Raw genomic sequence first — 22,502 nt, forward strand, 5'->3', positions numbered from 1 at the left:
GCGCGCCCGCAGGGTTATCCCGTACAGTAGTGTTTGGTCAGCCGGTTTCTGACTGCGCGCAAAGTCCTTCGCCATGTCGGCCTTACAATGGCGATTGCGCCGCACGCCATTGCCGACGGCGCCTGTACTTATGCTCGACCGCTTCCTCTCCGAATTCGACCGCGCCTTGCGCGCTGTGGCGGGCGTCACCCGCGCCAGCCGACCGAACCCCGCCGATGCCGTCATCGCCTCCGCCGCCTCCGCGGATACGGCTGATGCTGCCGCCAAGCTTGCCGAGGCTGACCGCCGCCATGCCGCCGGCCTGATGCGCGTGAACCATGTCGGCGAGGTCTGCGCCCAGGCCCTGTATCAGGGGCAAGCCCTGTTTGCACGGGATCCGGCCATCCGGGCTCAGCTCGACGAAGCCGCTCGCGAAGAAGAAGACCACCTCGCCTGGTGCGCCCAGCGTTTGCAGGAGTTGAACGACCGCCCGAGCCTCCTGAACCCGCTCTGGTATGCCGGCGCCTTTGCGATCGGCGCGGTGGCCGGGCGCCTCGGCGACAAGATCAGCCTCGGTTTCGTTGCGGAGACCGAGCGCCAAGTGGAGCATCACCTCGACGGCCATCTCGACAAGTTGCCCGAACAGGACTCCCGCTCGCGTGCCATCGTCGCCCAGATGCGTGACGACGAAATCCGCCACGGCGATAACGCGCGCCAAGCGGGCGGCATCGAGTTGCCTGCGCCCATCCGCCAAGCCATGCGCGCTGCGTCGCGCGTCATGACGGCCACCGCCTACCGCATTTGACGCACGTCGCGGCTGACGCCCCGACGACAAATCGCACGCTCCTCCATTCGCCCGAGCGTTACCGCGAGCGATCAGCGCCCCCGCACAAGGGGCGCTGTCGCCTGCTGTTCTCTCACGTGGTTTCTACATAAACCACGCTATCTCCTTCATTTGATTGAGAAAAGTCACGCACCCTTCTTGGGCGGGTGCGCTAAGTCATTGTTCTGATTGCAAATTTTCCGTCTCGCAGGCCTGTGCAAGCCTTGACCGCCTAAAGTCGTTCCTCTAAAGTGGGAAACAGTGTCAGAAAGTGTAGTTTTGTGGTTTAAAGAGGCCGTTTGCGAGCCAGTTGACGACAAGGTGAGTGGCGATCAAGTCGCCGCGCGGAGAGAGAAACCAACGTGTTCCAGGGTGCGTCAGCGCTGACGCTGGATGCCAAAGGGCGGATGTCCATTCCGTCGCGGCACCGCGAAGCGCTTCAGCTGCAGGCCGAGGGCCGGGTGACTGTGACCAAGCACCCGGACGGTTGCCTCATGCTGTTTCCGCGCCCGGAGTGGGAACGCTTCCGCGAGCGCATCGCCGCCCTGCCGATGGAAGCCCACTGGTGGAAACGGATCTTCCTGGGCAGCGCCGCCGATGTCGAACTCGATACCGCCGGCCGCGTCCTCATCACCCCGGAACTGCGCGCGGCCGCCTCCCTTGAACGTGACGTGATGCTGCTCGGCATGGGCAGCCACTTCGAAGTCTGGGATGCCGCCACGTACACCGCGAAGGAGCAGGCCGCCATGGCGCAAGGCATGCCCGACGCCCTCAAGAATTTCTCCTTTTGATGACGCGCGATGACAACCCAAGCCAGTACGGGACTGCGCCATCAAACGGTGCTCTTAGACGAAGCGGTCGACGCGCTCATCTGGCGCGACGACGGCATCTATATCGATGGAACCTTCGGGAGGGGCGGGCACAGCCGGCGCATCCTGGAACGGCTGGGGCCCGGCGGCAGACTTGTCGCCTTCGACAAGGACCCGGCAGCAATCACCGAAGCGGGCACCGTAGAGGATGCCCGCTTCGCTATTGAGCATGACAGCTTCGCGCAGATGGCCCAGTGCCTGGACGCGCGCGGCGTGGAGCGGGTGGCTGGCGTGCTGCTCGATCTCGGCATCAGTTCGCCGCAGATCGACGAAGGCGCACGCGGCTTCTCGTTCCGGATGGATGGCCCGCTCGACATGCGGATGGACACCACGCGCGGCATCACCGCAGCCCAATGGCTGGCCGAGGCTGATGAGCGCGACATTGCGAGGGTGATACGGGACTATGGGGAAGAACGGTTTGCTGTACAGATTGCAAAGGCGATTGTTGCTCGCCGGGGCCAATCCGGGGATCGAGGTCCTCTCGATCGCACATCCGAGCTTGCCGCGCTCGTGGCGCAAGCCGTCAAAACACGCGAGAAGGGCCAAGACCCTGCGACCCGCACCTTTCAAGCTTTACGGATTCACGTCAATCAAGAGCTTGCGGACCTCGAAACCGGTCTGAAGGCTGCCTTTGAACGCCTGGAACAGGGGGGACGTCTCGTCGTGATCAGCTTCCATTCGCTGGAAGACCGCATCGTCAAGCGCTTCATGCAGGCTCTGGCGCGTCCGGAGCAATCCGCCGCGCCGGAGCTGCGTCGGGCGCCGCTGCGTGCGCATGAGTTGCCGGCGCCGCAGTTGCGCCTGCTTGGCCGTGTGAAGCCGTCGGAGGCCGAGGTGTCGGCCAACCCGCGTGCGCGCTCGGCCATCATGCGCGTGGCCGAGCGTTGCTGACAGCTGCTGACTCGCGGAGACCCACGCCATGAACCGCCTGAACATGTTCCTGCTGACCGCGCTGGTGCTGTGTGCGCTGTCGCTGGTCAACGCACAGCATCAGGCGCGGCAACTGTTTGTCGCGCTGGATCGTGCGCAGGCGGAAGAGAAGCAACTCAACACCGATTGGTCGCGTCTGCAATATGAGCAGAGCGCGCTGGGCAAGAGCGCTCGCATTGCCGACATCGCGAGCAGGCAGTTGAAGATGTCGCCCGCACAGGCGGGTCGCACGCAGTATCTGCAGGGGTTTGCCGATTTGCCGGCCGCTGGGACGTCCTCGATGGCGTCCTCAGTGGAGGGCAGCGCGCCCACGGCTTCCGGAGTCCAGCCATGAGCGGCGCACGCAAGTCCAACGGCACCACGGCGCGCGCGCGCCTGGGCCAGTTTTCCGCCAGCCCCGTGCTGGGCCTGCGCCTGCCGATGTGGCGCTCCAAGCTGGTCGTGTTCCTGATGTTCGCGGCTTTCCTGGCGTTGATCGGTCGCGCGCTGTGGATTCAAGGCCCCGGCAACCGTTTCTATGAGGCCGAGGGCAAGAAGCGCTTCCAGCGCACGCTGGAATTGCCCGCCACGCGCGGCAAGATTCTCGATCGCAATGGTCTGGTGCTGGCGACGAGCCTGCCGGTGAAGGCCATCTGGGCAGTGCCCGAAGACGTGCCCAACAACGTGCCTGGCGAGGACATGAAGAAGCTCGCCAAGCTGCTCGGCATGAACAACAAGGAGTTGTCGGGCAAGCTCGGCGAAGACAAGGGCTTCGTCTACCTCAAGCGTCAGGTGCTGCCCGAGGTAGCCGATCAGATTGCCTCGCTGAAGATCGAAGGCATCTATCAGACGCGTGAATACAAGCGCTTCTATCCGGAAGGCGAGGCGATGGCGCACATCGTCGGTTTCACCAACGTTGAGGACAAGGGCCAGGAAGGCATGGAGCTGGCACGCGAGTCCGACCTCGCGGGTGCCGCTGGCCAGCGCCAGGTGATCAAGGACCGGCTGGGCCGCGTGGTGGAAGACGTGGGCGTCCTCAAGGCCCCGCGTGACGGGCATGACCAAACGCTGTCGATCGACGCCAAGATCCAGTACCTGACCTTCAACGAACTGAAGGCTGCCATCGAGCGTACCCACGCCAAGGCCGCCAGCGCGATCGTGCTGGATGCCCAGACCGGCGAGGTGCTGGCGCTCGCCAACTACCCGACCTACAACCCGAACGACCGCAGTCGCCTGTCAGGCGAGCAGCTGCGCAACCGCGTGCTGACCGACACCTTCGAGCCGGGCTCGATGATGAAGCCGATCACCATCAGCCTGGCGCTGCAGCTCAAGCGCGTGACGCCCAACACGCTGGTGCAGACCAACGGCAAATACAGTTTTGAAGGCGCGACCATCTCCGATACCGGCAACTACGGCACGCTGACGGTCGCCCAGGTCATCCAGCACTCGAGCAACATCGGCACGACCAAGATTGCGATGACGCTCAAGCCGCAGGAAATGTGGGACATGTTTACGAGCGTCGGCCTGGGGCAGGCGCCAAAGATCGGCTTCCCGGGTGCGGTGGCGGGGCGGCTGCGGCCGGCCAACAAATGGCGCCGCATTGAGCAGGCGACGATGTCGTATGGATATGGCCTGTCGGTCTCGCTGTTCCAGATCGCTCATGCCTACACGATCTTCGCGCACGATGGGGAACTGATCCCGATCACGATGTACCGCACCAATGGGCAGCCGCCGCAGGGCGAGCGCGTGATCTCTCCGGAAGTGGCGCGGCAGGTTCGCCAGATGCTTGAGACGGTGACGGCGCCCGGCGGCACCGCGCCTCAGGCGCAGGTGATGGGCTATCGCGTGGGCGGCAAGACCGGCACTGCGTGGAAGCACACCGGGCGCGGCTATGACCGCTCCAAGTATCGCGCCTCGTTTATTGGTCTGGCGCCGATGTCGAACCCGCGCATCATCGTCGCGGTGAGCGTGGACGAGCCCACGGTGGGTAACCGATACGGTGGCGGTGCGGCCGGTCCGGTGTTCTCCCAGATCGTGGGCGGCACCTTGCGCGCGTTGAACGTGCCGCCGGATTCGCCGGTCCGTCAGCTCGTGATGACGCCGGACGTGCCGGAAGAGCCGGTAGGGGGGCTGCAATGACAGCCAAGCCGACCTCCGATCGCCCGACCATCGCAGCGCGCCTGGCGCCCGTGGTGGACTGGCTGCGCGTTCAAGCGCCGGCGGGTGCCAACCTCACGAGCGACACACGCAAGCTCAAGACCGGCGACGTGTTCGTCGCCTACGTGCTCGGCAATGTGCGCCAGCATGGCGACGGCCGTCCGCATATTCCGCAGGCTATCGAGGCCGGGGCTTCCGCCGTGCTGGCCGAAGCCCATGGCTACGCAATGCCTGCCGACGCCCCCGTGCGCATTCTGCCGGTGGACGGTCTGGCGGAACTGGCCGGGCCGCTGGCCGCGCAGTGGTACGGCGTGCCTGGCTCCGAAGCCTTGCGCGTGATCGGCGTGACCGGCACCAACGGCAAGACTTCGTGTTCGCAATGGATTGCGCAGGCGCTGACCAAACACGGCGAGCGTTGCGCAGTGGTGGGTACGCTCGGCACCGGGTTTGTCGATGCGCTGGCCGCGACCGGCTTCACCACGCCGGACGCCATCCAGCTCCAGCGCAGCCTCGCCGATCTGCACCGCGCGGGCGCCCGCGCCATCGCCATGGAAGTGTCGTCACATGGTCTGGAGCAAGGCCGCGTGGATGGCACCTGCTTCGACATCGCGGTGTTCACCAACCTGACGCAGGATCACCTGGACTACCACGGCACGATGGCCGAGTACGAACTCGCCAAGGCGCGTCTGTTTAGCTGGCCGGGCCTGCGCGCGGCGGTGATCAATCGCGACGATGCGGCTGGTGTGCGCTTGCTGCAGAACGCCCGTGCCGAAGTCGAAACCATCGAATACGGCATCGACGGCGAAGCGGCTGCGCAGCACGGCGCCAGACAATGGCTGCGCGCCAGCAACGTGCGCGCGCATCGCACCGGTACGACGTTCGACGTGGACGGCAGCTTCGGTCGCGCGACCGTGCATGCCCCGACCGTCGGCCTGTTCAACGTATCGAACCTGCTGGGTGTGCTGGGCGCACTGCTGGCGGCTGGCGTGCCGTGGCAGGACGCCATTGCGCGCCTGGAAAAGCTGCAGCCCGTGAGCGGCCGGATGGAGCGTTTCGGCGGTGAAGACGGCCCCCTCGTGGTGGTCGATTACGCCCATACGCCCGACGCGCTGGAGCAAACGCTGCGCGCGCTTGCGCCGATTACCGAAGCGCGGGGCGGCAAGCTCTGGGCCGTGTTCGGCTGCGGCGGTGACCGCGACCCCGGCAAGCGTCCACAGATGGGCGCCATCGCCGAGCGCCTGGCGCCGCACGTGGTGCTGACCTCCGACAACCCGCGCAGCGAAGATCCGCAGCACATCCTCGACGAGATCGCCGACGGCATGGACAACCCGCGCGCCGCCACCCAGATCGAAGACCGCGCGGCCGCCATCCTGCACGCCGTGCGCCACGCCGATGCGCATGACGTGATCGTCGTGGCGGGCAAGGGACATGAATCGACGCAGGAGATTGCCGGTCGCAAGCGGCCGTTCTCCGATCAGGAACATGTGCGCCTGGCGCTCGCCGCCCGCGGGGTGAATGCATGAGCGCCGCGACCGTCATGATGCACGCCACCGACGCCGCTGCCTGGATGGCCGGCGCCTATCTCGCCGGCCCCGACGCAGCGATCCTGCGCGTGACGACCGACAGCCGCGCTGTGCAACCCGGCGACCTGTTCGTCGCGCTGATCGGCGAGCGTTTCGATGCGCACGACTTCTTGCCCGAAGTGGTGGCGCGTGGCGCTGCTGCCGTGCTGGTGTCGCGCGCACCGGCCGCCACGCTCGATGTCACCAATGTGGCCGTGCTGACCGTCGCCGACACGCGCATCGGGCTCGGCCAGCTTGCCGCCGGCTGGCGCCGCCAGTTCCCGATTCCCGTCGTCGCCGTGACGGGCAGCAACGGCAAGACCACGGTCAAGGAGATGATCTCCGCGATCTTTGCGCAGGCCGTCGGTGAAGACGCCCGCCTGGCGACTGCCGGCAATTTCAACAACGACATCGGCCTGCCGCTCACGCTGTTCCGCCTGAACGCGCAACACAAGCTGGCCGTGCTCGAACTCGGCATGAACCATCCGGGCGAGACGGCCGTATTGGCCGCCATTGCGCAGCCCACCGTCGCGATGATCAACAACGCCCAGCGCGAGCACCAGGAATTCATGGTCAGCGTGGAAGCGGTGGCCGAAGAACACGCCGCTGTGCTGGCCGCGTTGCCGGCCGATGGCGTAGCGGTGTATCCGCGCGATGCGGCCAACGGGGGCGAATACGCGCCGGTGTGGCAAGCCGCGGCCGGTTCGCGCCGCGTGCTCGACTTCGGTATCGAGGCCGGGGCTGTGACGGGCACGGTGGTGGACACCGCCGCCGGCCAACGCATCGATGTGCAGGCGCCGGGCCAGCGCTTCGTCATCACCTTGCCGCTGCTCGGCTTGCACAACGCGCGCAATGCGCTGGCCGCCACGGCATGCGCGCTGGCCGCCGGTGTCGCCCCGGCGGTGATTGCACACGCGCTCGGCAACTTCGCGCCCGTCAAGGGGCGGTTGCAGCGCAAGCAGGGCGCACACGGCGGCCTCGTCATCGACGACACGTACAACGCGAACCCGGATTCGATGCGCGCGGCGATCGACGCGCTCGTCACGCTGCCGGCGCCGCGCTGCCTGGTGCTCGGCGACATGGGTGAAGTGGGCTCGCAGGGGCCAGCATTCCACGAAGAGATCGGCGCGTATGCGCGCGCGCACGGCATCGACGCGGTGCTCGCAACCGGCGAGCTTGCGCGTCACACAGTCGATGCATTCGGCCCGGGCGCGCAGCATTTTGCGTCGGCGGAAGACTTGATCGAACACGGCCTGGGCGCCATTGCGCCGGCCGCGACGGTATTGGTGAAGGGCTCGCGCTTCATGCGGATGGAACGCATTGTGGAAGCGCTGGTCTTGAAAGACCCGGTAGCGGATTTGCCGACCGGTTCCAACACACAACAGCAGCATTAAGGGAAGCAAGAACCCATGTTATTGGCATTGGCGCAATGGTTGCAGAACGACTACGGCTTCCTGCGCGTCTTCAACTATCTGACGTTCCGCGCCGTGATGGCATCGCTCACGGCGCTCGTGATCGGCCTCGGGTTCGGGCCGTGGGTGATCCGTCGCCTGACGGAACTGAAAGTCGGCCAGGCCGTGCGCAGCTACGGTCCGCAGACGCACCTGGTCAAGGCCGGCACGCCCACCATGGGCGGCGTGCTGGTGCTCATCGGCATTGCCGTGTCGACGCTGCTGTGGGCCGACTGGGGCAACCGCTTCATCTGGATCGTGCTGCTCGTCACGCTCGGCTACGGCGCTGTTGGCTGGGTGGATGACTACCGCAAGGTCGTGCACCGTGATCCGAAGGGCATGTCTTCGCGCGAGAAGTTCTTCTGGCAGACCGTGATCGGTCTGTTTGCGGCGGCGTATCTGGCGTTCTCGGTGTCCGAGACGAGCAACATGCGCGTGCTCGAGCTGTTCATGGAGTGGGTGCGCAGCGGCCTGTCGCTGAACCTGCCGGCCAAGTCGCACCTGATCGTGCCGTTCTTCAAAGAGATCAGCTATCCGCTTGGCGTGTTCGGTTTCATCATCCTGACGTACCTCGTGATCGTCGGCTCCAGCAATGCGGTGAACCTGACCGACGGCCTCGATGGCCTCGTCATCATGCCGGTCGTGCTGGTGGGCAGCGCGCTGGGCGTGTTCGCCTACGTGATGGGCAGCGCGGTCTACAGCAAGTACCTGCTGTTCCCGCACATTCCGGGCGCGGGCGAACTGCTGATCTTCTGCTCGGCGATGGCAGGTGCGGGGCTTGCGTTCCTGTGGTTCAACGCGCATCCGGCACAGGTGTTCATGGGCGACGTCGGCGCGCTGGCGCTGGGCGGGGCGCTCGGCACCATCGCCGTGATCGTGCGTCAGGAAATCGTGCTCTTCATCATGGGCGGCATCTTCGTGGCGGAGACCGTCTCCGTGATGCTGCAGGTGACGTGGTTCAAGTTCACCAAGAAGCGTTATGGCGAGGGCCGGCGCCTGTTCCGCATGGCGCCGCTGCATCATCATTTCGAGCTGTCCGGGTGGAAGGAAACGCAAGTGGTCGTGCGCTTCTGGGTCATCACCATGATGCTGGTGCTGATCGGCCTGTCGACCCTGAAGCTGCGGTGAGCACGGACATGACAGACATGACCGACGCCCCCATCACGCCGGACGACGACATGGCCGCCACGCCGCCGGACGCCGCCGTGGACGCCGTTGTCGCGACGCTCGATTCGGCCGAGCCGATGGCCGCCGCTGAAACCGCACAAGCGCCGCGCATGTTCGGCGAGTTCGACGCGCCGGTGGTGCTGGTGCTCGGCCTCGGCGAATCCGGCCTCGCCATGGCGCGCTGGTGTGCCCGTCATGGCGCGCGCGTGCGCGTGGCCGACACTCGTGAGGCACCGGCCAACCTGCCGGCGCTGCGCGCCCATGTGCCGGACGCCGAATTCGTGAGCGGCCCGTTTGCCGTGTCGCTGCTGGACGGTGTGACGTTGGTGGCGATCAGCCCGGGCCTGTCGCCGCTGGATGCCAACGTTGCTGCGCTGCTGAGCGCCGCCAAGGCGCAGAGCGTGCCGGTGTGGGGCGAAATCGAACTGTTTGCCCGGGCGTTGGCGGGTCTCAAGGCGGCGCAAGGCTACGCGCCGCGCGTGCTGGCCATCACCGGGACGAACGGCAAGACGACCACCACGGCGCTCACAGGCGCCCTCGTGGAGCGTGCCGGCAAGACCGTCGGCGTGGCAGGCAACATCAGCCCATCTGCACTGGACAAGCTGAGCGAATGCGTTGATGCCGAAACGCTGCCCGACGTGTGGGTGCTCGAGCTTTCCAGCTTCCAGCTCGAAACCACGCACACGCTCGACGCCGACGCGGCCACCGTCCTCAACATCACGCAGGATCACCTTGACTGGCACGGCACGCTGGAGGCCTATGCCGCTGCGAAGGGCCGCATCTTCGGCGCCAACACCGTGCGCGTGCTGAACCGTCAGGACGCTGGCGTGATGGCATTCGCAAGCAAGAACGGCGGCGATATCACCTTCGGCATCGATGAGCCGGGCACGCCCGATGCGCTCGGCCTGCTGCGCGATGGCGGCATGCCGTGGATCGTCCTGGCCGAAGCCGACGAGGAAGATCTGCCCAAGCCCACGCGCCGCAAGAAGGGCGACAACGCGCCCGCCGCCCCGGTGCCGGTGCGCCTCAAGCGCTTGATGCCCGCCGACGCGCTGCGCATCCGCGGCTTGCACAACGCCACCAACGCGATGGCGGCGCTGGCGCTGTGCCGCGCGATTGGCCTACCCGTGAGCGCGCTGCTGCACGGCCTGCGCGACTACGCCGGCGAGCCGCACCGCGTCGAACTGATCGCCGCGTTTGACGACATCGAATTCTTCGATGACAGCAAGGGCACCAACGTCGGCGCGACGGTGGCAGCGCTGTCGGGCTTGTCCAAGCACGTCGTGCTGATCGCGGGCGGCGATGGCAAGGGTCAGGACTTCTCGCCGCTGGCCGAGCCGGTCGCCCAGTACGCGCGCGCCGTGATCCTTATCGGCCGCGATGCACCGCTGATTCGTGAGGCGCTGGCCAACACCGGTGTCGCGCTGATCGATGCGCCGACGCTGGAAGCCGCCGTGCAGGAAGCCGCCGCGCATGCGCAGCCGGGCGACGCCGTGCTGTTGTCCCCGGCGTGCGCAAGCTTCGACATGTTCCGCAACTACGAACACCGCGCCCAGGTATTCCACGAGGCCGTGGTCGCATTGGCGGCAGACCGAGGAGTCCTCCTATGAGCGACACTCAGATCAAGCGCAGCGGCTTCATCGGCGCGACCATCGGCAATGCGTGGGATGGCCTGCGCGACGCCGTTTCAGGGGTCAAGCCCACGCGCTCCAAGATGATGGAGTACGACCAGCCGCTGATGTGGGTGGCGATCGTGCTGCTCGGCCTCGGGCTGGTGATGGTGTATTCGGCGTCGATCGCGTTGCCGGATTCGCCCAAGTACGCCAACTACAGCAACGGGCACTTCCTGATCCGTCACATCTTCTCGCTGGTGATCGGGCTGGTCGGTGCGATCGTCGCTTTCCAGATTCCGGTCAAGTTCTGGGACAAATACGCACCGAAGCTCTTCATCATCGCGCTCGTCTTGCTGGTGATCGTGCTCGTGCCGCACGTGGGCAAGGGCGTGAATGGCGCGCGCCGCTGGCTGCCGTTGGGCGTCATGAACTTCCAGCCTTCCGAGTTGATGAAGCTGGCGGTGGTGCTGTACGCCGCCAACTACACCGTGCGCAAGCAGGACTGGATGCAGAGCGTGCGCAAGGGCTTCCTGCCGATGGGCGTGGCCGTGGCGTTTGTCGGCTCGCTCCTGCTGTTGGAGCCGGACATGGGCGCGTTCCTGGTGATCGCGGCTGTGGCCATGGGCATCCTGTTCCTGGGTGGCGTGAACGGCAAGCTGTTCGGCGGCCTCGTGCTGACCGCGGTTTCCACTTTCTCGCTGCTGATCGTGGCGTCGCCCTGGCGGCGTGAGCGGATCTTCGCCTACCTGAACCCGTGGCAAGAGGAATACGCACAGGGCAAGGCATACCAGCTCACGCACTCGCTGATCGCTTTCGGCCGTGGCGAGTGGACCGGCGTTGGCCTGGGCGGCAGCATCGAAAAGCTGCACTACCTGCCTGAAGCGCATACCGACTTCATCCTCGCCGTCATTGGCGAGGAGCTGGGCTTTGTCGGCGTGCTGATCGTGATCCTGCTGTTCTACTGGATGGTGCGCCGCGCCTTCGAGATCGGCCGCACCGCGCTGCAACTCGACCGTACGTTCGCCGGCCTCGTTGCCAAGGGGCTGGGGATCTGGATCGGCTGGCAGGCGTTCATCAACATGGGTGTGAACCTGGGCCTGCTGCCGACCAAGGGCCTGACGCTGCCGCTGGTCAGCTACGGCGGCTCCGGCATCCTGATGAACTGCGTCGCGATCGCGGTGCTGCTGCGTATCGACTATGAAAACCGCGTGCTGATGCGTGGGGGCAAGGTATGACGGCGGGCAATTCGGCCGGCCTGGCGCCGCGCACGCTCCTCGTGATGGCCGGCGGTACGGGTGGTCACATCTTCCCCGCGCTGTCGGTGGCCAAGCTGTTGGCCTCGCGTGGCTGGAAGGTGGTGTGGCTCGGCAATGGGAACGGCATGGAAGGCCAGCTCGTGCCCAAGCACGGTTTTCCGCTGGAGTCGGTGCAGTTCGGCGGTCTGCGTGGCAAGGGCCTCGTCACCAAGTTCCTGCTGCCGCTCAATCTGCTGCGTGCCTTCTGGCAGAGCCTCGGCGTGGTGCGCCGCGTGCGTCCGAACGTGGTGCTGGGCATGGGCGGCTATATCACTTTCCCGGGCGGCATGATGAGCGTGCTGCTTGGCCGCCCGCTGGTGCTGCACGAACAGAATTCGATTGCGGGCCTCGCCAACCGCGTGCTCGCGCGCGTGGCCGATCGCGTGCTGTGCGCATTTCCGAACGCATTGGCCGGTGCTGAGTGGGTCGGCAATCCGATCCGCGCCGATTTGGCCCTGCTCGCTTCGCCGCAAGCGCGCTACGCCGAGCGAACCGGCCCGCTGCGCGTGCTCGTCGTGGGCGGCAGCCTCGGCGCGGCGGCGCTCAACGACGTGGTGCCCAAGGCGCTGGCGTTGCTGCCGGCCGATACGCGGCCCATCGTCATCCACCAGGCGGGCGCCAAGCAGATCGACACGCTGCGCGCCAACTATGCCGCTGCCGGCATCGACGATGCCCACGCGCAGCCCGTGCCCTTTATCGACGACATGGCGGCTGCGTATGCGCACGCCGATCTCGTGATCTGTCGCGCGGGCGCCATGACCGTCTCAGAAGTGGCCGCGGCCGGTGTCGCGGCGTTGTTCGTGCCGTTCCCGCATGCCGTGGACGATCACCAGACCACCAATGCGCGCTTCCTCTCCGAACGCGGTGCGGCGCTGTTGGTGCCGCAGCAGGAACTGGGGCCGGCATCGCTGGCAGATACACTCGCGTCCCTGACGCGTGCGCACTTGGCCGATATGGCGGCTAAAGCACGTGAGCAGGCACGGCCGGAAGCGGCCGAGCGTGTCGCCGACGTGTGTGTAGCGGTGGCACGGGCATAGGGAACGAATCGATATGAAGCACATCGTCAAGAACATCCATTTTGTAGGCATCGGCGGCGCCGGCATGAGCGGCATCGCGGAGGTGCTGCTGAATCTGGGCTACCGCGTGACGGGCTCGGATCTGGGCAGCAGCGCGACCACGCAGCGTCTGGCAACGCTGGGCGCGACGATCATGCAGGGCCACGCGCCGGAACATGTGATCGGCGCCAATGCCGTGGTCGTCTCCACCGCCGTGCGCGGTGACAACCCGGAAGTGCTGGCCGCGCGCGCCAAGCGCATCCCCATCGTGCCGCGTGCGGTGATGCTGGCTGAGCTGATGCGCCTGAAGCAGGGCATCGCCATCGCCGGCACGCACGGCAAGACGACGACCACCAGCCTCGTCGCGTCCGTGCTGGCCGAAGGCGGGCTGGACCCGACGTTCGTCATCGGTGGCCGTCTCAACTCCGCGGGCGCGAACGCGCGCCTCGGTACGGGCGACTTCATCGTCGCCGAGGCCGACGAATCCGATGCGTCGTTCCTCAACCTGTTCCCCGTGATCGAAGTCATCACCAATATCGATGCCGATCACATGGAGACCTACGGGCACGATTTCTCGCGCCTGAAGCAGGCGTTCATCGAGTTCACGCAGCGTCTGCCGTTCTACGGCATTGCCGTGCTGTGCGTGGATGATCCGAACGTCCGAGAAATCCTGCCGTTCGTCTCCAAGCCCGTCGTGCGCTACGGTTTTGCCGAAGACGCGCAGGTGCGTGCCGTCAATGCGCGTGCCGTCGATGGCCGCATGGAATTCACCGTGATCCGCCAGCTCAACGGCCATGCCGAGCCGCCGCTGTCGATCACGCTCAACCTGCCGGGCCTGCACAACGTGCAGAACGCGCTGGCCGCCATCGCCATCGCCACCGAACTGGAAGTGCCGGACGAGGCGATCGTCAAGGCGCTGGCCGAGTTCAACGGCGTAGGCCGCCGCTTCCAGCGCTACGGCGAAGTGCCGACCGCAGATGGCAAGGGCCGCTTCACGCTCATCGACGATTACGGCCATCACCCCGTGGAGATGGCCGCCACGCTGGCAGCGGCGCGCGGTGCATTCCCTGATCGACGCCTCGTGCTGTCGTTCCAGCCGCACCGCTTCACGCGCACGCGCGACTGCTTTGAAGATTTCATCAAGGTGCTGGGCACCGTGGATGCGCTGCTGCTGGCCGAGGTGTACGCCGCCGGCGAGCCGCCCATCGTCGCCGCCGACGGCCGCGCACTGACGCGTGCGCTGCGCGTGGCCAACAAGATCGAGCCGGTATTCGTGGAACAGATTGAAGACATGCCGCAAGCGATTCTCGATGCAGCGCAGGACGGCGACGTGGTCATCACCATGGGCGCAGGATCGATCGGGCAGGTGCCCGGTCAAGTGGTTGCGTTGCAGGCGCAGGCGCACACCGCCAACGTTGTGGATCTGAACGGAGGCGCAGCAGCATGACGACCGGTCCGTTTGTTCCAAATCCGACGATCGATCCCAAGTCCCTCGGCAAGGTCGGCGTGCTCATGGGTGGCCGGTCCGCCGAGCGCGAGATCTCGCTGATGTCCGGCAACGGCGTGCTGGCTGCGCTGCGCGCGCGCGGCGTCGATGCGCATCCGTTTGACCCGGGCCTGCAGGCCGTGGCGGATCTCGCCAAGCAAGGCTTCGACCGCGTGGTGATCTCGCTGCACGGCCGCTTTGGCGAAGACGGCACGATCCAGGGCCTGCTCGAGCAATTCGGTATTCCGTACACGGGCAGCGGCGTACTCGCGTCTGCGCTGGCGATGGACAAGGAAGCCACCAAGCGCCAATGGCAGACCCATGGCCTGCCCACGCCCGATTTCGTGATGTTGCACGCCGGCGCCGACTGGCAAGCCGTGGCCGACCGCCTGGGCCTGCCGCTGATCGTCAAGCCCGCGCGCGAAGGTTCGTCGATCGGTCTCACTAAGGTCACGAGCGTCGCCGAGCTGCCCGCCGCCTACGAAAAGGCCGCGCGCCTGGACCGCGATGTGATGGCCGAGCAGTTCATCGAAGGCGACGAGCTGACCTGCCCGATCATCGGCGAAGGCGAAAGCGCAACCGCGCTGCCGCTCATCCGCATCGTCGCGCCGCAGGCCAACTACGACTACCAGAACAAGTACTTCACCGACGACACGCGCTACGAATGCCCGGCACCGATTCCCGCCGATGTGGCCGCGCGCGTCCAGGCGCTGGTGGTGCAGGCATATCGCGGGCTGGGCTGCCGTGGCTGGGGCCGCGCCGACATCATGCTGCGCAAGTCCGACAACGCGCCGTTCCTGCTGGAGATGAACACGTCGCCGGGCATGACCGGCCATTCGCTGGTGCCAATGGGCGCGCGCGCCGCCGGCATCAGTTATGAAGATTTCGTGCTGCAACTGGCGGCGAGTGCGTCGCTGGAGCTGCACGCGAGCACCGACTGGAAACCCGAATAATCGACGCAACGTCAGCGAAACCGGACAACACAACGTTATGTGGCACAACACCCGTCTCCTCAACGCCGTCGCGAGTGCGCTGTATGCGCTGCTCGCGCTCGGCGCGTTGGGCGTTGGGGCGGTCTGGTTGATGCAGCGACCGATGTTTCAGCTGCAGCAGGTGCGGGTGATGCCGATGGCCGGCAGCGAGTTGCGCCACGTGAATGTGCCCAGTCTGCGCGCCAATGCGCTGCCCAAGCTGCGCGGCAATTTCTTCTCGCTGAATCTGGATGAGGCACGGGCCGCGTTCGAATCGGTGCCGTGGGTGCGGCGTGCAAGCGTGCGCCGCGTGTGGCCGAACGGGCTGCTGGTGGAAGTGCAGGAACACGAGGCGCTCGGCACCTGGGGCGGCAACGAGTCCGGGAAGCTGGTCAACACGTATGGCGAAGTGTTCGTCGCCAACCTGGCCGAAGCCGAGGACGACACGGATCTGGTGGCGCTGGCCGGCCCCGAAGGTACCGAACAGGACGTGGTCGACAAGCTGGAAACCATGACCGAGTGGTTCAAGCCGATGAACGTCGAGCCGCTGAGCGTCACGCTGACCGACCGCTACGCATGGCGCGCGCGGTTGTCCAACGGCACGGTCATCGAGCTGGGCCGCGAACTGAATGACGATGACCGCGCCGCGCTGGCCGCGCGTGCCCGCCGCTTTGTGCGTGCGTGGCCGGACGTGACCAAGCGTTGGGGCGGTCAGATTGAATACGCCGATCTGCGGTATCCCAACGGATTCGCAGTTCGTGCGGCGGGTGTGCGCTTCCTGACCGATGCGCAGGCTGCGGTGCTGGCCAAGGGGGGCAAGCTGCCCGGCACCGCGAATGGCACCAGCGGTGCTGCAAAGCCGAAAGCCACGCTGGGGGGTAAGCCGGCGGCCAACAACAAAGCAACGCGAAGCACAGAGAAAACGCGATGAGCAAGGAATACAAGGATCTTCTGGTCGGGCTGGATATCGGCACCTCCAAGGTGGTGGCGGTGGTGGCCGAGCTGCGTCCTGACGGCGCCTACGAGGTCATCGGCATGGGCCAGACCGAATCGAAGGGGCTCAAGAAGGGCGTGGTCGTCAACATCGAGGCGACCGTCCAGTCGATCCAGAAGGCGCTCGAAGAAGCGGAGCTGATGGCCGACTGCAAGATCGGCGAGGTCTTCACGGGCATCGCCGGCAGCCATATCCGCAGCTTCAACTCGAGCGGCATGGTGGCGATCAAGGACAAGGAAGTCACCTCCACCGATGTGGCCCGCGTGATCGAGACCGCCAAGGCCGTCAACATCCCGACCGACCAGCAGATTCTGCACATCCTCACGCAGGAATTCATCATCGACGGCCAGGAAGACGTGCGCGAGCCGATCGGCATGAGCGGCATCCGGCTCGAGGTGAAGGTGCACATCGTGACTGGCGCGGTGAGCGCGGCACAGAACATCGTGAAGTGCGTGCGACGTTGCGGGCTCGAAGTGCACGACCTGATTCTGCAGCCGCTCGCCTCGAGCCTCGCCGTGCTGACCGAAGACGAAAAGGAACTCGGCGTCGTGCTGGTCGACATCGGCAGCGGCACGACCGACATCGCGATCTTCAGCGAAGGCGCGATCCGCCACACGGCCGTGATCCCCATCGCCGGCGACCAGATCACCAACGACATCGCCATGGCCCTGCGCACGCCAACGCCGGACGCCGAGGACATCAAGATCCAGTACGGCATCGCCAAGCAGGTATTGGCCGATCCGGACGAGATGATCGATGTGCCGGGCGTCGGCGACCGCGGCCCGCGCACGTTGAGCCGCCAGGCGCTGGCTGCCGTGATCGAGCCGCGCGTGGAAGAGCTGTTCTCGCTCGTGCATCAGGTGGTGCGCGAATCCGGTTACGAGGAACTGCTCTCCAGCGGCGTGGTCCTGACTGGCGGTACGGCAATGATGCCCGGCATGGTCGAGCTGGGCGAAGACATGTTCTTGAAGCCCGTGCGCGTGGGCGTGCCGGAGTACCGCGGCAATCTGCACGAGGTGGTGAAGAGCCCGCGCTACGCCACGGTGATGGGCTTGCTGCAAGAGGGTCGCGTGCAGCGTGTGCGCGGGCGCAAGGTCGTGGTGCAGTCCGGTTCGGCCAAGCAGATCTGGACGCGCATGAAGGAATGGTTCATCGGCAACTTCTGAGCACGTCAGTGCCGGGTGTTGGCGATGTGCTCCCTGGGGGGAGCAAGTTGAGTTTCTTGTTTTGATGTTTTTTGTTCAGGAACCAGGAGTTGCGGCGGGGAGGCTGCATCGTCTGGGACTGATCACTTCTGGAGGCAATGATGGACTTCGACATGATTGAAACGGAAATGCAGGACGGCACCATCATCAAGGTGGTCGGCGTCGGCGGCGCGGGCGGGAATGCCGTGCAGCACATGATCAACCGCGGCGTGCAAGGCGTGGAATTCATCTGCATGAACACCGATGCGCAGGCGCTCAAGCGCTCGACCGCATCGCGCGTGCTGCAGCTCGGCAGCACCGGCCTGGGCGCTGGGGCCAAGCCGGAAGTGGGCAAGCACTGCGCAGAGGAAGCCCGTGAGCAGATCGCCGACGCACTGCGCGGCGCGCACATGGTCTTCATCACCGCCGGCATGGGCGGCGGGACGGGCACGGGCGCAGCGCCGGTGGTCGCACAGGTCGCCAAGGAAATGGGCATCCTGACCGTGGGCGTGGTCTCCAAGCCGTTCGACTTCGAAGGCGCACGCCGCTCGAAGGTGGGGGAGCACGGCGCCAACGACCTCGAAGGCAACGTCGATTCGCTGATCGTCGTGCTCAACGAAAAGCTCTTCGAAGTCATGGGCGACGACGCCGAGATGGACAAGTGCTTCCAGTGCGCCGACGACGTGCTGCACAACGCGGTCGCCGGCATTGCGGAAATCATCAACGTCGACGGTCTGGTGAACGTCGACTTTGAAGACGTGAAGACCGTGATGGGCGAACAGGGCAAGGCGATGATGGGCACGGCCACCGTGTCCGGCGTCGACCGTGCGCGTCTGGCGGCTGAGCAAGCCGTTGCGAGCCCGCTGCTGGAAGGTGTGGACCTGTCGGGCGCGCGTGGCGTGCTGGTCAACATCACGGCCAGCCGCTCGCTCAAGCTGTCCGAGACCAAGGAAGTGATGAACACCATCCGCAGCTATGCCGCGGAAGATGCCACCGTCATCTTCGGTACGGTCTACGACGACGCCATGGGCGACGCACTGCGCGTGACCGTGGTTGCCACGGGTCTGGGCCGCGCTGCTCGCAACAAGCAACAACAGCCGCAGACGATGACGCTGCTGAAGACCGGCACCGACAACCAGCCGGTGGCGTTCGGCGGTGGCGCCGGTCACTCGGTGGCAGTCGCACCGGACTACAGCAATTTCGACACCCCGGCCGTGTGGCGCAGCTCGCGCGAGTCGGCATCGGCTCACGTGGCAGCACTGCAAGAGAAGGGCGTCGACACGTACGACATTCCGGCATTCCTGCGCAAGCAGGCGGACTGATCGGGCCCGCGTTGGTTCGATAGCGCTCGCGCACGTCCGACTGCCTGCGGCGCCGCACGCCGCGCGCGATTCACGGCTCCCCTCCCGTGATCGCCGTTGTGTGATGGCCGGCCGCTCGTCAGTCGACAGCGTTCGACGAACCGGACACAGTCGTTGCCGCCGGGCAGGTTGGCCTCTGGCCGCCTCCCCGGAAGGGTTCACCCCGCCCGGCGGGTGTGTCCGTTCGTTGTGCCGCGCGCGCTGCGTTCCGAGCCAAGCGGCCTGATGATGTTGTCTCCCAAGACCGCCCGCGTGATTCGTTCACGCGGGCGGTCTCGTTTTACGAACCGGCTGCGCGGTCGCTCGGCAGGTTCTATGATCGCGATATCCACGCAACCGCTTCCTGACGATCATGATCCAGCCTGGTCAACCGCTTCCCGACGCGACGCTCTACGAGTTCTTTGAAGTGGAAAAGGACGGCTGCGCGCTCGGCCCCAACGCTTTCTCCGTGCGGCATCTGGCCGAGGGCAAGACGATCGTCATCTTCGGGCTGCCCGGTGCGTTTACGCCGACGTGCTCCGCTCGGCATGTGCCGGGCTACCTGGCCAACTTCGATGCACTGCGCGCCAAGGGTGTCGACGAGATCTGGTGTGTGTCCGTCAACGACGCCTTTGTGATGGGCGCCTGGGCCCGCACGCAGGGCACCGACGACAAGATCCGCATGCTCGGCGACGGCAGTGCAGAGTTCACCAGCAAACTCGGACTCGACCAGGATCTGTCGAAGCGCGGCATGGGCGTGCGTTCACAGCGCTATGCGATGGTCGTGAAGGACGGTGTGGTAACAGCGCTACAGGTGGAAGCGCCCGGACAGTTCGCCGTCAGCAGTGCTGAATCGATTCTCGCGATACTCTGACGCCACGTCGCGCCCCCCCCTGAATGGCGGAGTAGCGCCGTCATCCCGCCCGGCTTCAAGGCTGAGGCGACCGTGGCGCCGAATCTGCGTGCACTAATGTTGAGTCAATTCTGTGCACCCCTAACATCCCGATACAAAAGTCGTTTTGAAGGCAGGGATGTGAAAATGGTATGCTTAGGGTTATCACCTATGCGGACCGCATAGATAAAAACAATCGCACAAATTTCGTGAGTTGAGGGCGGCCATGTTGAAACAACGCACCATCAAGTCCCTCGTCAAGACCGTCGGCATCGGGTTGCACTCGGGCCGCAAGGTGACGTTGACGTTGCGCCCGGCAGCCGCAGGCACCGGCATCGTCTTCACGCGCGTTGACCTCGACCCGGCCGTCGAGATTCCCGCCACCGCCAGCGCCATCGGCGATACCCGCCTGGCGTCCGTGCTGCAAAAGGACGGCGCCCGCGTGTCCACCGTTGAACATTTGATGTCCGCTTGCGCCGGCCTGGGCATCGACAATCTGTATGTCGACGTCGACGCCGAAGAAATCCCCATCATGGACGGCAGCGCGGCCTCGTTCGTGTTTCTGCTGCAATCGGCGGGTATCGAAGAGCAGGGCGCGGCCAAGCGGTTCATCCGCGTGACGAAGCCGGTGGAAATCCGCGAGGGCGACAAGCTTGCCCGACTCGACCCTTACTTCGGCTTCAAGCTGTCGTTCACGATCGAATTCCGCCACCCGGCCGTCGACAAGACCGGCCAGACGTTCGAGATCGACTTTGCCGACACGAGCTACACGCGCGAAATCGCCCGCGCCCGTACGTTCGGTTTCGCACACGAAGTCGAGATGCTGCGCGAGGTCGGCCTGGCGCGCGGCGGCAGCCTCGACAACGCCATCGTGCTCGATGAGCACCGCATGCTGAACAACGACGAACTGCGCTACGGCGATGAGTTCGTACGCCACAAAATCCTCGACGCGATTGGCGACCTGTATGTGGTGGGCCATCCGTTGATTGCCGCATACACCGCGCACAAGTCCGGTCATGGCCTGAACAATGCGCTGCTGCGCGCGCTGCTGGCCGACGAAACGGCTTACGAGATCGTGACGTTCGACAAGGTGGAAGAAGCGCCGCGCGCGTTCCTGCCGCAGTTGCAACCGGCATTCTCGTGATCGGCTGAGCGGTTCGTTCGTATGAAAAAAGCGCCCTGTGGGGCGCTTTTTATTTGGGCTTGGCGGCCGGTGCAACGTGCCGCGCAATCATTTCGGCCAAGGCCTGCCGAAGCGGCGAATCGGGCAGTTCATTGGCCAGGGCCGCCAAGCTGTTGACTCCAACTGCGGTCATCTTGGCGCGTTTAGGCGGCTTTTCGGTCTCTTGTGGCCATAAACTGTCGTTGCCGCCCTGCGGTTGTACCCGTACACGAATTGCGGTAATCTGCGATCCCCGGCGCTGCAGACGCTCCAGCAAGGTGGGTACCACCTGCCGTAAGCGCGCCGCAGCCGCACTATGTGCGGCGAGCAACACCAGAGTCGCTTCGCGGCTGTCGCGCGCATCGTTCTTGATGCCACCGACCGCCACCCCGCCGCCCAAACCGGGCGGCAGCAGCGACAACACCTCCGCTTCCAACGTCGCCAATTGCCTGGCCGCCTGCATCAGTGGGCCGACCGAACCGGCACCCGAGAGCCAGTCCTGGACGGGTTTAGCCACAGGCGTCTTGAGAGCGGGATGAACAAAGATTCGCATGCCGGCATTGTAGGGCGCTTCATCGCGCTTTCGTGCTGGTGGGCAGCTTTTTTGTCCGGAAAACGAGCGATGCAGATTATCCTGATTCACCCGCGCAAAGCCGGCGCGACGCATCTGTCGCGACGCGGCGTCTTCGTGGCGATCGGCGCGGCGCTGCTGGCCGTGGCGGCGTTGTCCGTCGGCGGTACGTGGCTGGCGGCCAAGCAGGGCCTGCTGCCGGGAGCAGCCGCGCCCGAAGTTGCCGGCGCGGACCAGCGTGTGACCCGCGAAAACCTCAACCTGATGGCCGCGCGCATCGGCGAAATGCAGGCGCAGATCGCGCGCCTGGACGCGTTGGGCGCCCGGGTGTCGGGCTTGGCCGGTGTGCCGCCGCGCGAGTTCGATTTCAAGTCGCAACCAAGCCGGGGCGGCCCCGCGGGCGCGTTCTCACGGCCGATGTCGATGCCGGAAATCCAATCCGAGCTGAGTCGCCTGACGCGCTCGGCTGATCAGCGCAACGATTACCTCAGCGTGCTCGAGAGCACCCTGATGGACCGCCAGATCCACGCGAAGATGATGCCGACCGTGCGCCCGGTGGCGACGGGTTACGACTCCTCCGGTTTCGGCACGCGGATCGATCCGTTCACGGGCCGCCGCACGCAGCATGACGGCGTCGACTTTGTCGGCCCGATTGGCACGCCGATCGTAGCGGCTGCCGGCGGCGTGGTCGTCGCCAGCGAGTTTCACCACGAATACGGCAACATGATCGATATCGATCACGGCAATGGCCTGAAGACGCGCTATGCCCACGCGTCCAAGGTTTTCGTGAAGGTCGGTGACATCGTCAAGGCGGGCGAGCGCATCGCACTGATCGGCCGCACTGGCCGCGCCACCGGCCCGCACCTGCACTTCGAGGTGCACGTCAACGACGTCCCGCAGAATCCGGTGGCCTTCCTGGAGAACGCCGGCCAGCCCAAGATGGCTGCCAACAAGGCGCCAGCGAAAGTCGCGGCGGCCGATATCGGCAAGAGCATGACTGCTGCGGGCCATTGAACCCGCCC

General features: G+C 65.6%; 20 protein-coding genes. 19 read left to right on the top strand and 1 reads right to left on the bottom strand.

Features of this window, described 5'->3' with window-relative positions; translation table 11 throughout:
- Nucleotides 1-130: 130 nt before the first annotated feature.
- The 18 genes from coq7 to lpxC all read left to right on the top strand — a co-directional run bounded on the left by coq7 (nucleotide 131) and on the right by lpxC (nucleotide 20,891).
- Nucleotides 131-784: a 2-polyprenyl-3-methyl-6-methoxy-1,4-benzoquinone monooxygenase gene (coq7, locus tag N511_RS0116540; protein ID WP_027680303.1), complete on the top strand. Its 654-nt coding sequence runs from the start codon at nucleotides 131-133 to the stop codon at nucleotides 782-784.
- 380 nt (nucleotides 785-1,164) lie between these two features.
- On the top strand, nucleotides 1,165-1,593 hold the full coding sequence (gene mraZ, locus N511_RS0116545) for a division/cell wall cluster transcriptional repressor MraZ (protein ID WP_004633088.1): 429 nt from the start codon (nucleotides 1,165-1,167) through the stop codon (nucleotides 1,591-1,593).
- A 9-nt stretch (nucleotides 1,594-1,602) separates the two neighbouring features.
- Nucleotides 1,603-2,562, top strand: a complete 960-nt coding sequence (gene rsmH, locus N511_RS0116550) for a 16S rRNA (cytosine(1402)-N(4))-methyltransferase RsmH (protein ID WP_027680304.1) — start codon at nucleotides 1,603-1,605, stop codon at nucleotides 2,560-2,562.
- Nucleotides 2,563-2,590: 28 nt separating this feature from the next.
- Nucleotides 2,591-2,935, top strand: a complete 345-nt coding sequence (gene ftsL / locus N511_RS0116555; protein WP_027680305.1) for a cell division protein FtsL — start codon at nucleotides 2,591-2,593, stop codon at nucleotides 2,933-2,935.
- Nucleotides 2,932-4,719: a peptidoglycan D,D-transpeptidase FtsI family protein gene (locus N511_RS0116560; protein ID WP_027680306.1), complete on the top strand. Its 1,788-nt coding sequence runs from the start codon at nucleotides 2,932-2,934 to the stop codon at nucleotides 4,717-4,719. Before ftsL ends, N511_RS0116560 begins: the two co-directional genes overlap by 4 nt.
- A complete protein-coding gene (locus tag N511_RS0116565) occupies nucleotides 4,716-6,260 on the top strand; it encodes a UDP-N-acetylmuramoyl-L-alanyl-D-glutamate--2,6-diaminopimelate ligase (protein WP_027680307.1) in 1,545 nt (514 codons plus the stop codon). The genes N511_RS0116560 and N511_RS0116565 overlap by 4 nt, the downstream gene beginning before the upstream one ends.
- Nucleotides 6,257-7,693, top strand: a complete 1,437-nt coding sequence (locus N511_RS0116570) for a UDP-N-acetylmuramoyl-tripeptide--D-alanyl-D-alanine ligase (protein ID WP_027680308.1) — start codon at nucleotides 6,257-6,259, stop codon at nucleotides 7,691-7,693. Before N511_RS0116565 ends, N511_RS0116570 begins: the two co-directional genes overlap by 4 nt.
- A gap of 15 nt (nucleotides 7,694-7,708) precedes the next feature.
- Nucleotides 7,709-8,878 carry a phospho-N-acetylmuramoyl-pentapeptide-transferase gene (gene mraY / locus N511_RS0116575; RefSeq protein WP_009241610.1) on the top strand — a complete coding sequence of 390 codons (1,170 nt, stop codon included), beginning with the start codon at nucleotides 7,709-7,711 and terminating at the stop codon, nucleotides 8,876-8,878.
- Nucleotides 8,879-9,027: 149 nt separating this feature from the next.
- Nucleotides 9,028-10,527, top strand: a complete 1,500-nt coding sequence (gene murD, locus N511_RS0116580) for a UDP-N-acetylmuramoyl-L-alanine--D-glutamate ligase (RefSeq protein ID WP_197032065.1) — start codon at nucleotides 9,028-9,030, stop codon at nucleotides 10,525-10,527.
- Nucleotides 10,524-11,765, top strand: coding sequence for a putative lipid II flippase FtsW (gene ftsW, locus N511_RS0116585; protein ID WP_027680310.1), 1,242 nt, complete (start codon nucleotides 10,524-10,526; stop codon nucleotides 11,763-11,765). Before murD ends, ftsW begins: the two co-directional genes overlap by 4 nt.
- Complete coding sequence (gene murG / locus N511_RS0116590) at nucleotides 11,762-12,862, top strand: undecaprenyldiphospho-muramoylpentapeptide beta-N-acetylglucosaminyltransferase (RefSeq protein ID WP_027680311.1); 1,101 nt, start codon at nucleotides 11,762-11,764, stop codon at nucleotides 12,860-12,862. The genes ftsW and murG overlap by 4 nt, the downstream gene beginning before the upstream one ends.
- A 13-nt stretch (nucleotides 12,863-12,875) precedes the next feature.
- Nucleotides 12,876-14,327, top strand: coding sequence for a UDP-N-acetylmuramate--L-alanine ligase (murC, locus tag N511_RS0116595; RefSeq protein ID WP_027680312.1), 1,452 nt, complete (start codon nucleotides 12,876-12,878; stop codon nucleotides 14,325-14,327).
- On the top strand, nucleotides 14,324-15,319 hold the full coding sequence (locus N511_RS0116600; protein WP_027680313.1) for a D-alanine--D-alanine ligase: 996 nt from the start codon (nucleotides 14,324-14,326) through the stop codon (nucleotides 15,317-15,319). The genes murC and N511_RS0116600 overlap by 4 nt, the downstream gene beginning before the upstream one ends.
- Nucleotides 15,320-15,356: 37 nt before the next feature.
- Complete coding sequence (locus N511_RS0116605; RefSeq protein ID WP_027680314.1) at nucleotides 15,357-16,268, top strand: cell division protein FtsQ/DivIB; 912 nt, start codon at nucleotides 15,357-15,359, stop codon at nucleotides 16,266-16,268.
- Nucleotides 16,265-17,497, top strand: a complete 1,233-nt coding sequence (gene ftsA / locus N511_RS0116610) for a cell division protein FtsA (RefSeq protein ID WP_004633059.1) — start codon at nucleotides 16,265-16,267, stop codon at nucleotides 17,495-17,497. The genes N511_RS0116605 and ftsA overlap by 4 nt, the downstream gene beginning before the upstream one ends.
- A 140-nt stretch (nucleotides 17,498-17,637) precedes the next feature.
- Nucleotides 17,638-18,837, top strand: a complete 1,200-nt coding sequence (ftsZ, locus tag N511_RS0116615; RefSeq protein ID WP_027680315.1) for a cell division protein FtsZ — start codon at nucleotides 17,638-17,640, stop codon at nucleotides 18,835-18,837.
- A 391-nt stretch (nucleotides 18,838-19,228) separates the two neighbouring features.
- Complete coding sequence (locus tag N511_RS0116620) at nucleotides 19,229-19,729, top strand: peroxiredoxin (protein WP_027680316.1); 501 nt, start codon at nucleotides 19,229-19,231, stop codon at nucleotides 19,727-19,729.
- Nucleotides 19,730-19,973: 244 nt separating this feature from the next.
- Nucleotides 19,974-20,891 carry a UDP-3-O-acyl-N-acetylglucosamine deacetylase gene (gene lpxC / locus N511_RS0116625; RefSeq protein WP_027680317.1) on the top strand — a complete coding sequence of 306 codons (918 nt, stop codon included), beginning with the start codon at nucleotides 19,974-19,976 and terminating at the stop codon, nucleotides 20,889-20,891.
- Between the two features lie 49 nt (nucleotides 20,892-20,940).
- Here the strand turns inward: lpxC and N511_RS0116630 are convergent, their stop codons facing one another.
- Nucleotides 20,941-21,462 carry a DciA family protein gene (locus N511_RS0116630; RefSeq protein ID WP_027680318.1) on the bottom strand — a complete coding sequence of 174 codons (522 nt, stop codon included), beginning with the start codon at nucleotides 21,460-21,462 and terminating at the stop codon, nucleotides 20,941-20,943.
- A 69-nt stretch (nucleotides 21,463-21,531) separates the two neighbouring features.
- On the opposite strand from N511_RS0116630, the gene N511_RS0116635 reads away from it, so the two are divergent.
- Nucleotides 21,532-22,494 carry a M23 family metallopeptidase gene (locus N511_RS0116635; RefSeq protein WP_027680319.1) on the top strand — a complete coding sequence of 321 codons (963 nt, stop codon included), beginning with the start codon at nucleotides 21,532-21,534 and terminating at the stop codon, nucleotides 22,492-22,494.
- Nucleotides 22,495-22,502 lie beyond the last annotated feature (8 nt).

The sequence above is a fragment of the Ralstonia sp. UNC404CL21Col genome, assembly GCF_000620465.1.
Taxonomy (GTDB): Bacteria; Pseudomonadota; Gammaproteobacteria; order Burkholderiales; family Burkholderiaceae; genus Ralstonia; species Ralstonia flatus.